The sequence below is a fragment of the Lysinibacillus sp. NPDC059133 genome (assembly GCF_042755925.1).
In the GTDB taxonomy this organism is placed as follows: Bacteria; Bacillota; Bacilli; order Bacillales_A; family Planococcaceae; genus Lysinibacillus.
The window spans coordinates 46,249-59,169 of record NZ_JBHZDH010000003.1 but is presented as its reverse complement, the minus strand read 5'-3'; the positions used below and the strand labels follow the sequence as shown (position 1 = coordinate 59,169).

General features: G+C 39.4%; 9 protein-coding genes and 1 other annotated feature. All 9 genes read left to right on the top strand.

Annotated elements, in window-relative coordinates; genetic code table 11:
- Positions 1–30 precede the first annotated feature (30 nt).
- The 9 genes from polX (at position 31) to ACFXN8_RS02755 (ending at position 12,836) form a co-directional block, all read left to right on the top strand.
- Positions 31–1,740, top strand: coding sequence for a DNA polymerase/3'-5' exonuclease PolX (gene polX / locus ACFXN8_RS02795; protein WP_386842623.1), 1,710 nt, complete (start codon positions 31–33; stop codon positions 1,738–1,740).
- 18 nt (positions 1,741–1,758) lie between these two features.
- Positions 1,759–4,125 (top strand): endonuclease MutS2, encoded by a 2,367-nt coding sequence (locus ACFXN8_RS02790; RefSeq protein ID WP_386842621.1) that lies wholly within the window; start codon positions 1,759–1,761, stop codon positions 4,123–4,125.
- A gap of 21 nt (positions 4,126–4,146) precedes the next feature.
- Positions 4,147–4,560, top strand: coding sequence for a DUF350 domain-containing protein (locus ACFXN8_RS02785; protein WP_197144741.1), 414 nt, complete (start codon positions 4,147–4,149; stop codon positions 4,558–4,560).
- A 1,176-nt stretch (positions 4,561–5,736) separates the two neighbouring features.
- A complete protein-coding gene (locus ACFXN8_RS02780) occupies positions 5,737–7,428 on the top strand; it encodes an AMP-binding protein (protein WP_386842619.1) in 1,692 nt (563 codons plus the stop codon).
- Positions 7,429–7,621: 193 nt separating this feature from the next.
- Entirely contained in the window at positions 7,622–8,203 is a 582-nt protein-coding gene (locus tag ACFXN8_RS02775) for a fatty acid metabolism transcriptional regulator FadR (protein WP_049667778.1), read from the top strand.
- 14 nt (positions 8,204–8,217) lie between these two features.
- A complete protein-coding gene (locus ACFXN8_RS02770) occupies positions 8,218–8,991 on the top strand; it encodes an enoyl-CoA hydratase (protein WP_386842616.1) in 774 nt (257 codons plus the stop codon).
- A 117-nt stretch (positions 8,992–9,108) separates the two neighbouring features.
- Positions 9,109–9,882, top strand: coding sequence for an electron transfer flavoprotein subunit beta/FixA family protein (locus ACFXN8_RS02765; RefSeq protein WP_376075151.1), 774 nt, complete (start codon positions 9,109–9,111; stop codon positions 9,880–9,882).
- Positions 9,883–9,933: 51 nt separating this feature from the next.
- A complete protein-coding gene (locus ACFXN8_RS02760; protein ID WP_376075153.1) occupies positions 9,934–10,911 on the top strand; it encodes an electron transfer flavoprotein subunit alpha/FixB family protein in 978 nt (325 codons plus the stop codon).
- 144 nt (positions 10,912–11,055) lie between these two features.
- Positions 11,056–11,290: a binding site (T-box leader), on the top strand.
- 187 nt (positions 11,291–11,477) lie between these two features.
- Positions 11,478–12,836 (top strand): amino acid permease, encoded by a 1,359-nt coding sequence (locus ACFXN8_RS02755; RefSeq protein ID WP_386842614.1) that lies wholly within the window; start codon positions 11,478–11,480, stop codon positions 12,834–12,836.
- The last annotated feature ends 85 nt before the right edge of the window (positions 12,837–12,921 follow it).

Below are 12,921 nucleotides of genomic sequence, written 5' to 3'. Positions count from 1 at the left end.
GAAGTGTTTTTACGATAGGAGGAATTCCCAATGAACAAAAAAACAATTATTCGCACATTCGAAAAGATTGCATTGTATATGGAATTACAAGGGGAAAATCCATTCAAAGTGTCTGCCTTTCGAAAAGCTGCTGCTGCACTTGAGGCGGACGAGCGCTCATTAAGTGAGATGGAGGATGTCACAAAGCTTAAAGGTATAGGTAAAGGTACAGCTGCTGTTATTGAGGATTTGATGACAAATGGTGAATCAAGCTTATTAAAAGAATTAGAAGACATTGTACCAAAAGGATTACTCCCATTATTAAAACTTCCGGGCTTAGGCGGTAAAAAAATCGCGAAGCTTCATCATGAGTTAGGAATTGATTCTGCCGAAAGTTTAAAGGCAGCTTGTGAGGCATGTAAAGTTCGGGAGCTAGCAGGTTTTGCAGCAAAAACTGAAGAAAAAATTTTAAAAGAACTTGCAAATTTATCAAATCGTTCAGAACGTTTACCGATTTGGCAGCTAGAGCCTGTTGTTTTACAAATTGAAGCGCTTCTAGGTAGTATGGAAGAAGTTGAGCGTTTTTCTGTTGCTGGAAGCTTCCGCCGTGCAGCAGAAACAAGTAAAGATATTGATTTTATTGTTGTAACGGAAGTAGTTGAGGCTGTACGTGAAAAGCTTCTGAATGCGCTTTCTATACAAGAAGTAGTAGCAGCTGGTGATACAAAGATTTCAGTTATTTTAGATTTAGAAGAGCCTGTAAGTGTAGATTTTCGATTAGTGAGGGATGCTGAATATGCAACGGCCTTACATCATTTCACCGGCTCGAAAGATCACAATGTCCGCATGCGCCAGTTTGCAAAAGCCCGAGGTGAAAAGATTAGTGAATACGGTGTGGAACAAGCTGATGGCACCGTTTTAACGTTTAAGGATGAAGAGGAATTTTTTGCCCATTTTGATTTACCGTTCATACCGCCTAGCTTGCGTACAGGAACAACGGAATTTGACAAAACGGATGACATTAAAAGTCTTGTAAGATTAGAAGATATTAAAGCAGACTTGCATATGCATACGACATGGTCTGATGGTGCATACTCTGTAGCTGAAATGGGCGAGGCATTAATAGCGCGTGATTATCAATATAGCGTTATTACTGACCATTCACAATTTTTAAAAGTAGCAAATGGTTTAACGCCAGAACGTTTAATAAAGCAACGTGCTGAAATTGAGGCATTTAATGAGGCACATCCAGATTTCCATTTATATGCGGGGACAGAAATGGACATTTTGCCAGATGGTTCACTTGATTTTGAAGATGATGTGCTGAGAGAGTTAGATTTTGTCATTGCCTCTATTCATTCTAGCTTTACACAATCGCAGGACAAAATTATGGCGCGTTTACTTACGGCGATGCAAAATCCATACGTTCATATGATTGCACATCCAACTGGCCGCATTATTGAGGATCGTAATGGCTATAATCCTGATATGGGACAATTAATCGCTTGGGCGAAAGAGTATGGTAAAATTTTAGAGTTAAATGCGAATCCATATCGTCTAGATTTATGTGTTGAGCATTTAGAAATGGCTTTAACAGCAGGCGTGCCTGTAGCAATCAATACGGATGCCCATGATATTGCTCATTTACGCTTTATGGATATAGGGGTGCGCTATGCAAACAGAGCATGGTTGAAAAAGGATATGATTGTGAATACATGGACGCGAGAACAATTTGAAGCGTTTATTCGACGAAATAAATAGGTTGAGGAGGTGTTCTCAGTGATTGCAGAACGCGCATTGAAAACACTAGAATATGATAAAGTACGTCAGCAAGTGGCTACATACTGTACTTCTTCAATCGGTAAATCTGCCGTTGATGAGCTTGTACCACAGACAGACTATGAAAAGGTTGTACAATTATTAGAAGAAATGGATGAAGGACTATCCATTTTACGTGTTAAAGGCAATGTACCAATGGGTGGGATTTTTGATGTACGACCAGCTGCAAGGCGTGCACAGATCGGTGGCATGCTTTCAGCGATGGAACTAATGGAAGTCTCAAGTACGATTCGAGCTAGTAGAATTCTTCGCAATTTTATTGAAGATATAGAATCAGAAGAAGTGATTGAGATTCCTCATTTCATCGCCAAAAAGGAGGCAATGCCTGTTTTGACAGGCTTGCAGCATGAAATTAATAACTGTATTGATGACAACGGCTCAGTGCTAGACTCTGCAAGCCAAACTTTGCGATCCATTCGCCAATCTTTCCGCGCTGAGGAAGCTAAAGTACGTTCTAAACTGGAAAGCCTTATACGTGGGAGCAATGCTTCAAAAATGCTCTCGGATACACTCGTAACGATTCGTAATGATCGCTTCGTTATCCCTGTTAAGCAAGAGTACCGTCATCATTATGGTGGAATTGTGCATGATCAATCATCTTCTGGTCAAACATTATTTATCGAGCCAGATTCGATTGTACAAGCGAATAATGAAATTCATCGATTAAAAATGAAAGAGCAAGCTGAAATTGAACGGATCTTACTTGCATTAAGTGCAATGGTAGAGGAAGTAGCTCCAGATCTATTTAATTTAGTAAAAGTACTAGGTGAGATTGACATCATTTTAGCTAAAGGTAAGTACGGTCAAGCGAACAAATGTACAATGCCTAAAATGAACAATGATGGCAACATTCGACTTGTGCGTGCACGTCATCCACTTTTACCAATTGAAACGGCGGTTGCTAACGATATTGAATTTGGAAAAGATATTACGGCAATTGTGATTACAGGACCAAACACTGGTGGTAAAACCGTCACTTTAAAAACAGTTGGATTGTGTACATTAATGGCACAGGCTGGATTACCAGTGCCTGCACTTGATGGTTCAGAGCTTGCCGTTTTCAAGCAGCTTTTTGCGGATATTGGAGATGAACAGTCCATTGAGCAATCACTGTCAACATTCTCCTCTCATATGGTCAACATAGTAGATATTTTACAAAAGTTTGATGACGAGTCACTCGTTCTATTTGATGAATTAGGTGCTGGGACAGATCCTCAGGAGGGGGCAGCTCTGGCCATCTCCATTTTAGATGAAGTACATGGTCGTGGTGCCCGCGTTATGGCAACGACGCACTATCCTGAGCTAAAAGCATACGGCTATAATCGTCCAGGAGTTGCTAATGCGAGTGTGGAATTTGATATTGAGACATTGAGTCCAACATATCGTCTGCTTATCGGAGTACCAGGTCGCTCCAATGCATTTGAAATTTCAAGTCGCCTAGGCTTACCTGAGTCGATTATTGACCGTGCGAAAAGCTTTACAGGTACAGATCGCCATGAGGTAGAGTCAATGATTGCTTCACTTGAAGAGACTCGTCGCCAATCCGAAGATGATGCAGAACGCTCTCATGAATTAATGATAGAGTCTGAAGCCCTACGAAAAGAGCTACAAGAAAAACTACAAGCTTACGATGACCGCAAAGAGGCACTCGATAAAAAAGCGAAAGAAAAAGCTCGTAAAATTGTTGATGAAGCAAAAAGAGAAGCAGAATCAATTATTGCGGAGCTTCGAGAAATGCGTAAAAATGCAGACCAGGTTGTCAAGGAGCATGAGCTTATCGAAGCTCGTAAACGACTGGAAGAAGCTACACCGCTTGAAAACAATAAAGTACTGAAAAAAGCGGCACAAGTAAAAGCCCGTGCACAAAACCTAGTTGTCGGAGACGAGGTAAAGGTGTTAAGCTATGGACAACGGGGTACATTGCTCGAAAAAGTATCGAATTCCGAATGGGTTGTCCAAATGGGGATTTTGAAAATGAAAATCGCGGATAGTGATCTAGAGTACATTAAACCAGAAAAAGAACCTGTGCAACGTATTGCTGGTGTGAAAAATCGCAGCAGCCATGTAAAATTAGAATTAGATTTACGCGGCGAACGATATGAAGATGCCATTATACGTACAGAAAAATATATTGATGATGCATTGCTTGCTAACTATGGGCGTGTATCAATCATTCATGGCGTCGGTACAGGTGCATTACGTCAAGGAATTCAAAACTATTTGAAAAAGCATAAGCGTGTAAAATCCTTCCGTTTTGGTGAAGCGGGCGAGGGGGGCTTAGGCGTCACGGTTGTGGAATTGAAATAAGCTGTAAAGGGGACGGAGAAAATGCTGAATTCTAGCTTTTGGCGATATCCAATTATCGAAACGGCAGGATATTTTAGTGTTGTTGTATTGTGTTTAGTCGTCTCGATGGCATTGTTCGAAGTCGTTACGAAATATAAAAATTGGGAAGAAATTAAAAAAGGTAATATCGCTGTGGCACTCGCAACAGGTGGGAAAATACTGGGGATCTGTAATATTTTTCGCTTTTCAATTGCGCGCCATAGTACCTTAAGTGAAATGATTGGCTGGGGCCTTTTTGGTTTTACATTACTAATTGTGGCGTATTTCTTATTTGAATTTATGACACCACGATTTAATGTCGATCAGGAAATCGCAAATGATAATCGCTCAGTCGGCTTCATATCCTTCACTATTTCAGTCGGTCTATCGTTTGTTATTGGGGCAAGTATTGCATAGGAGTGTAATGACATGGAAAAATTAGCGAAAATACTAATCATTGTCTGCATCGCATTTTTGGCAGTCGGTGTCTATTATATGACGACCGTTTAAGCAAAAAGCGCATCCTTTTATGAGGATGCGTTTTTTTATGGGTAAAGAGAAGAACTGCTTGGGAAGCTAGTGACGGAAAGAAGGCAGGGCGACGGATAGAAAAGCTCAAGCGACGGAAAGAATAGTCGAAGTGACGGAAAGAAGAGCCGAAGCGACGGAAAGAAGGCAGGGCGACGGATAGGAAAGCTCAAGCGACGGAAAGAATAGTCGAAGCGACGGAAAGAAGTGTCGAAGCGACGGAAAGAAGGTAGGGCGACGGATAGGAAAGCTAAAGCGACGGAAAGAATAGTCGAAGTGACGGAAAGAATAGCCAGAGCGACGGATAGAATAGCAGAAGTGACGGAAAGAAGGCAGAGCGACGGATAGGAAAGCTAGAGCGACGGAAAGAATAGCCGAAGTGACGGAAAGAAGGCAGGGCGACGGATAGGAAAGCTCAAGCGACGGAAAGAATAGTCGAAGTGACGGAAAGAATAGTCAGAGCGACGGAAAGAATAGCCAGAGCGACGGAAAGAAGGCAGAGCGACGGAAAGAATAGCCGAAGCGACGGAAAGAAGTGTCGAAGCGACGGAAAGAAGGCAGGGCGACGGATAGGAAAGCTCAAGCGACGGAAAGAATAGTCGAAGTGACGGAAAGAAGAGCCGAAGCGACGGAAAAGAGTGAAGAACTGCTCACGCCCGAAGAGAAATCGCTAAGGTTAAGTGTGTAATCACTCCAATAGATAAAAAACTTCAATACTCTCGAAAAAAATCATAAGTTACATCCCCTTCACATCAACCCCCTCATAAAATACTACTAAAACCTATTAATATTCCTTCATCTATCTAAAAAGTTATCATTAAAAAATTATTTTTGGAATATAGAAATACTAACTCAGTCTTGTGCATGAAAAAAGAAAGAATGAATGAGTATTCACACGGCCTACTGATCAAAAATCCTAAGAAATACAGTTATATAAATGTTGTGAAATGCATAATAATTAATCGTAAATACATTTATTTTCTATTTTATGTTTGAAAGACTATTTCTTTTTCATTATAATTAAAGTAAGAGTTTACAAAGTTTGGGGCAAAGGGGAGAGGACGTATGACAACAAAACCATGGCTAAAAAATTATCCTGAAGAAATACCATCGTCTTTAACGTTTGAGGAAATTCCTGTGCAAGAGTTTTTGACACGCGCCTATAAAAAGAATCCATCCAAAGTTGCGATTCACTTTATGGGAAAGGATTTGACGTACACCGAGTTATATGAGTCAGCGCTAAGGTTCGCAAACTATTTACAAGCCCTTGGGGTGGAAAAGGGAGATCGAGTAGCGATTATGCTGCCAAACTCACCACAAAGTGTAATCGCTTACTACGGGGCAATGTATGCTGGAGCGATTGTCGTACAAACAAATCCACTTTATACTGAGCGTGAACTTCAATATCAAATGGCTGATTCAGGTGCGAAAGTTATTTTATTGATGGATATTTTGTATCCACGTGTTATGAAAATCATAAAAGAAACTGCACTTGAAAATGTAATTGTCACAGCTATTAAAGATTATTTACCGTTTCCTAAAAATTTAGTTTATCCCTATATTCAAAAAAAGCAGTACGGTTTTAGCGTAAAGGTTGAACATAGTGGTCAAAATCATTTATTTACAGAAATTATGCGCTCTGCGCCCATCAAAATGATTGATATTCCATTTGATTTTGAAGAGGACGTAGCACTGCTTCAATATACAGGTGGAACGACTGGCTTCCCTAAGGGTGTGATGCTGACCCATAAAAATTTAATTGCTAATACAACAATGTGTGATGCATGGATGTATAAATGTGTACATGGTGAAGAAACCATTATGGGCATACTGCCATTCTTCCATGTTTATGGTATGACTGCTGTTATTTTATTATCCGTATTCACGCAAAATAAGATGGTGTTATTACCAAAGTTTGATGCAGAGACAGCCTTGAAAACGATTGATAAACAAAAACCAACACTATTCCCGGGTGCACCGACTTTATATATTGGTTTATTAAATCACCCGGATATTGCAAAGTACGACTTATCGTCCATAAAAGCATGCATAAGTGGATCCGCTTCATTGCCAGTTGAGGTGCAGGAGAAATTTGAAGCGGTAACAGGGGGAAAACTTGTAGAAGGATATGGATTAACAGAAACTTCTCCTGTCACACATTCTACACCTATTTGGGGTAAGCGTGTCATGGGCTCGATTGGTTTACCTTGGCCAAATACGGATTCAATAATTTTACGTACAGGGGATACAGAGGCGCTTCCAGTTGGTGAGGTTGGTGAAATAGCTGTAAAGGGTCCACAGGTTATGAAAGGCTATTGGAATCGCCCTGAGGATACAGCTGCAGCGTTTGTAGATGGCTGGTTTTTAACAGGCGATCTGGGCTATATGGACGAGGAGGGCTATTTCTATGTAGTTGATCGTAAAAAAGATATAATTATCGCAGGTGGTTTTAATATTTACCCCCGTGAGGTAGAGGAAGTACTATATGAGCGAGAGGAAATCCAAGAATGTGTAGTTGCGGGCATACCAGACCCGTATCGAGGAGAAACAGTAAAAGCTTATATTGTTTTAAAAGAAGGATATTCGATTACAGAAGACGAATTAAATAAATATTGTCGTCAAAACTTGGCTGCTTTCAAAGTTCCCCGCTATTATGAGTTTAGAGATGAACTACCGAAAACAGCTGTTGGAAAAATTTTGCGTCGCTCGTTAGTGGACGAAGAAAAAACGAAATTGGTGAATAAAGAAGCAAAATAAATACGTGGTAAAGTATTGACAAGCAAAGATGTAAATTATAATATGAAAATATGAATGAATGACCATTCATATTTTCATATTTTTTTAGGTTTCCACGTCACATTTCCTTAAAATATATCAGTTTTAGATTGCTGATCATTGAGGGATGACATCATGTTGGTGTGTGCAAGTTTTTTTAGGTGGTGATATAAAGGTGAAACGTGATAAGCCAAAATATAAGCAAATTATTGATGCAGCTGTCATCGTTATTGCAGAAAATGGGTATCATCAAGCACAGGTATCGAAGATTGCTAAACAGGCAGGGGTGGCCGATGGAACAATCTATTTATATTTTAAAAATAAAGAAGATATATTAATTTCTGTCTTTAATGAAAAAATGGCTGTTTTTGTAGAGTCATTACAAGATATAATAGAAAATGGAAGTACGTCTAAGGACAAACTTTCACGAATGATAGAAAATCATTTTAATGTTCTAGCGACAGATCGATACCTAGCAACCGTCACACAATTAGAACTACGACAATCGAATAAAGATTTACGACTAAAGATCAATTCGGTGTTAAGAGAGTATTTACAATTACTGGATCAAATTTTAATTGAAGGTATGCTATCAGGTGAGTTCAATCAAACGATGGATGTACGCTTGGCGCGTCAAATGGTGTTTGGAACCATTGACGAAACCATTACGTCGTGGGTTATGAATGAATATCGATATGATTTGATAGAACAGGTTCCAAAAGTTCAGGCATTAATCCTGAACGGTATTAAAGCTTAAAAGGATGTGGAGAAATGGAATTTCTAAGTTGGAAAGCAGAGGATGGAGTAGCGATTATTACAATTGCACGCCCACCAGCAAACGCATTATCTCGCGGAATCATCGCCGAAGTAAATGCTGTGCTAGATGAAGTAGAACATGATGACGCTGTACGTGTCCTTGTACTTCATGGCGAAGGTCGTTTCTTCTCAGCGGGTGCAGACATTAAAGAGTTTACAGAGGTTGATTCTGGTGATGAATTTTCAAAGCTAGCGAACAATGGCCAACAAGTTTTTGAGCGAGTTGAATCGTTCTCTAAACCTATTATTGCTGCAATTCATGGTGCTGCACTAGGCGGGGGCCTTGAACTAGCGATGAGTTGTCATCTGCGCTTTGTGACAGAATCTGCGAAATTAGGGCTACCTGAATTACAATTAGGTCTGATTCCAGGTTTTGGGGGTACACAACGTCTACCACGATATGTAGGAGTTGCAAAAGCTGCAGAAATGATGTTTACAAGTGAGCCGATTTCCGGTACAGAAGCTGTACAATGGGGTTTAGCAAATCGTGCATTTACAGATGAAGCATTACTAGAAGAAACGCTAAAGGTAGCGAAGAAAATTGCGAAGAAGAGCCCAGTTGCTTTAAAAGCAGCTATTCAAACATTGCAATATGCAAAGCATGCTTCATTCTATGAAGGGATTGAGGCGGAAGCGAAATCCTTTGGTACAGTATTCGTTTCGGAAGATGCAAAAGAGGGAATTCAAGCATTTATTGAAAAACGCGAGCCTGTGTTTACTGGTAAATAATATTCCATCAGTGTCGATAGCGACTTGAAAGAGTGTTATCGACGTTATCGACACTGAAAATATATAATATTTATAAGTTTACTTAGAATTAAAAAACGTTTCAGGGGGTATGAATATATGAATATTTTTGCATTAATTAAACGTACGTTTGATACAGAAGAAAAAATCGTTGTGTCGGGTGGTAAAATCCAAGAGGATGGTGCAGAGTTCATCATCAATCCTTACGATGAATATGCCATTGAAGAGGCCATCCAAGTACGAGACGCTGCTGGTGGTAAAGTAACAGTTGTTTCAATTGGTGGCGAAGATACAGAGAAGCAATTACGCACAGCTCTTGCAATGGGAGCTGATGAAGCGGTTTTAATTAATACAGAAGACGATTTAGATGAACTGGATCAAAATGCAGCAGCCTATATTTTGGCTGAGTATTTAAAAGATAAAGACGCTGATTTAATTTTATCAGGTAACGTTGCAATTGACGGAGGCTCTGGTCAAGTAGGACCTCGTGTTGCAGATTTACTAGGCATTAACTATGTAACAACAATTACAAAGCTTGAAATTGATGGAACATCTGCGAAAATTGTACGTGATATTGAAGGTGACTCCGAAGTTATCGAGACATCATTACCACTTTTAGTAACAGCTCAGCAAGGTTTAAACGAGCCGCGTTACCCATCTTTACCAGGAATCATGAAAGCGAAGAAGAAACCGCTTGCAGAACTTGAGTTAGATGATTTAGATATCGATGAAGATGATGTAGAGGTTAAGGTAGAAACGGTTGATATTTTCTTGCCAGCTCAAAAGGCAGCAGGTCGTGTTCTTGAGGGCGAACTTTCTGCTCAAGTAAAAGAGCTAGTAAACTTACTTCATACAGAGGCAAAAGTAGTTTAGGTCATCTGATGACACAAATCGAATCTTAAAGGGTAACGGAGGGAATATACTATGTCAAAAAAAGTATTAGTATTAGGTGAAGTTCGTGAAGGAAGCTTACGTAATGTTTCTTTCGAAGCAATTGCGGCTGCAAAGCAAATCGCAGATGGCGGTGAGGTTGTTGGTGTTCTTTTAGGAGATGCAGTGGCAAACTTAACAGGTCCATTATTTGAATATGGTGCTGATCGTGTTGTAACGGTAGAGCACCCACATTTAAAACAATATACATCTGATGGCTATGGTCAAGCTTTATTAGCTGTAATTGAGGAAGAAAAGCCAACAGGTATCGTTTTTGGTCATACTGCAAACGGTAAAGATTTATCACCTAAAATTGCAAGTAAATTACAAGCAGGTCTTGTATCTGATGTAACGTCTATTGAAGGTGCTGGTGATGATGCTGTATTCATCCGCCCAATTTACTCTGGTAAAGCTTTTGAAAAAGTGAAAGTAAAAGACGGCTTAGTTTTAGCTTCAGTTCGTCCAAATAATATTGCGCCATTAGAAAAAGTAGCAGGCAAATCAGGTGACATCACTTCTCTTACTGTAGATATTACAAACCTTCGTACAATCATTAAAGAGGTTGTTCGAAAATCTTCAGAGGGTGTCGATCTTTCAGAGGCAAAAGTAGTTGTAGCAGGTGGTCGTGGCGTAAAGTCGGAGGATGGCTTTGAACCATTGAAAGAGCTAGCGGATTTACTTGGTGGTGCAGTTGGTGCTTCACGTGGTGCATGTGATGCTGAATATTGTGACTACTCACTTCAAATTGGTCAAACAGGTAAGGTAGTAACACCAGACCTTTACATCGCAGCGGGTATTTCTGGAGCAATTCAGCACTTAGCGGGTATGTCAAACTCAAAAGTAATCGTAGCGATTAATAAGGATCCAGAGGCAAATATTTTCAAAGTTGCGGACTACGGTATCGTAGGTGATTTATTTGAAGTAGTGCCTCTTCTAATCGAAGAATTTAAAGCGTTAAAAGTGAATGCCTAATTAATTGATATTTAAAGTCAGGGAGGATTTATCTTCCCTGCTTTTTTTGTTGAATTTTTTGATTTTTAAAAGTTATTGCAAAATAAAATGTTGACATAATTAATTTTAGAACGTATAGTGATGAATATTAATTTAAATCAATTTGTAAACGCAAAGATTAGGAGTAGTAAAAGCTCATTATTTGGTGAAGAGAGCTGCGGGTTGGTGCAACGCAGTCCAATAAGACTTTGAACTTGCCTAGGAGCGGTAAAGATAAATGGAATTTGCAGAATATTCTATTTGTTGGACGGTTAACCTTCGTTATTAGGTTTTTAAGCAGGGTTCTTAAAGAACCAATTAGAGTGGTACCGCGGTTTGCTTATGGCATATCGTCTCTTCTTTCATTTGATAATGAAGGAAGAGACGATATGCCTTTTTTGCGTCTAGGCTAAAGCGCTACATCCTCGAGGTCGCTTCGATCCCTCGGGCAAAAGTGGAGGAGCACTTACTTTTGCTTCGGGCTCTCCAGCGCTTGTCGGATGTAAACGAGCACTTTAGCGCATTTGTTGATTTTAGGAGGTAAAGAAATGGAAAATGACAATCAGAAATTACAGAGAACGATGACCTCACGGCATATTACGATGATGGCTTTAGGTGGTGCCATTGGTGCAGGGTTGTTTAAGGGAAGTAGTACAGCCATTGATATGGCAGGGCCATCAGTACTTATTGCGTACTTAATTGGTGGGATTATTCTGCTATTTGTTATGCAAGGTTTAGCAGAAATGGCAGTCCGCAATAGCGAAGCGAGAACATTTAGAGATTTAGTGCAAGCCGTTTTAGGAAAGTATCCAGCTTATTTCCTAGATTGGATTTATTGGAAAATGTGGGTGTTAAATATTGCAGCAGAAGCTGTAGTTGCGGCAATTTTTATTCAGTATTGGTTGCCAGATTATCCAATTTGGATACTTGCATTATCTGTTTCGGTGTTAGTTACAGCCATTAACTTGTTATCGGTGAAAGTTTTTGCTGAAACTGAATATTGGCTGGCGTTAATTAAAATTACCGTTATTGTGGTGTTCATTATAGCGGGATTAATTTTATTGCTTGTTACTTTTGGTAATCATACAGCTGTTGGTTTTTCAAATTTAACGGAGCATGGTGGTTTCTTCCCGAACGGATCAATGGGGTTGATTGCTGCAATGCTTGTAGTTATTTATTCTTATGGTGGTACTGAAATTATTGGTATTACATTAGCTGAAACGAAAAATCCAGAGAAAGTAGTGCCAAAAGCTGTTCGCAGTACATTAGTACGTATCGTGACTTTTTATTTAATTCCTTTCTTTATAATCGTTAGCTTGATTCCTTGGAATGAAGTAAACGGGGTGCCAGAAAGTCCGTTTGTAATGGTTTTTAAAATGATTGGGATTCCTGGTGCTGACCATATTATGAACGCTGTTGTTTTACTTGCCATTATTTCATCAATGAACTCAGGACTTTATGGTTCATCACGTGTTCTGTATACACAAGCTGTGGACGGGCGTGTTCCTAAAATCTTTGCCTATTTATCAAAAAGGAAAGTTCCGGTATATGCCATATTAATGTGTACGTTAGCTTTATATATAGCTGTAATATTTTCTTTATTTGCGGGAAGCAAAACTTTTGATTTCCTAATGGGTTCACTTGGATATACCGTGTTATTTATTTGGCTAATTATTGCGATTGCGCATTTGAAATCGCGTAAAATACAGCCGGAAAAAACAAGTGCCTATGCAGTGAAATGGTTCCCTTATACAACTTGGATAGCTATTATTGCGTTAAGTGCAATCCTGATTGGTATTATTTTTACAACATCTATTATCGTAACAGGTATTACATTAGCTATTTATCTCTTTATTACGTTAACGTATGTCTTTAAAGGTCGTTTTCAAGAAAATGAAGCTAAATAACAAATCAACTTAATGCCATTTTCGACCTTGTTTTTCATAAATTATGCATACTAGGCAGATTGTTCGCTCAAGAGAATTTATCCAT

Coding starts and splice junctions, on each gene's coding strand:
- polX (WP_386842623.1), top strand. CDS start 31: ATGAACAAAAAAACAATTATTCGCACATTCGAAAAGATTGCATTGTAT.
- ACFXN8_RS02785 (WP_197144741.1), top strand. CDS start 4,147: ATGCTGAATTCTAGCTTTTGGCGATATCCAATTATCGAAACGGCAGGA.
- ACFXN8_RS02780 (WP_386842619.1), top strand. CDS start 5,737: ATGACAACAAAACCATGGCTAAAAAATTATCCTGAAGAAATACCATCG.
- ACFXN8_RS02770 (WP_386842616.1), top strand. CDS start 8,218: ATGGAATTTCTAAGTTGGAAAGCAGAGGATGGAGTAGCGATTATTACA.
- ACFXN8_RS02765 (WP_376075151.1), top strand. CDS start 9,109: ATGAATATTTTTGCATTAATTAAACGTACGTTTGATACAGAAGAAAAA.
- ACFXN8_RS02760 (WP_376075153.1), top strand. CDS start 9,934: ATGTCAAAAAAAGTATTAGTATTAGGTGAAGTTCGTGAAGGAAGCTTA.
- ACFXN8_RS02755 (WP_386842614.1), top strand. CDS start 11,478: ATGGAAAATGACAATCAGAAATTACAGAGAACGATGACCTCACGGCAT.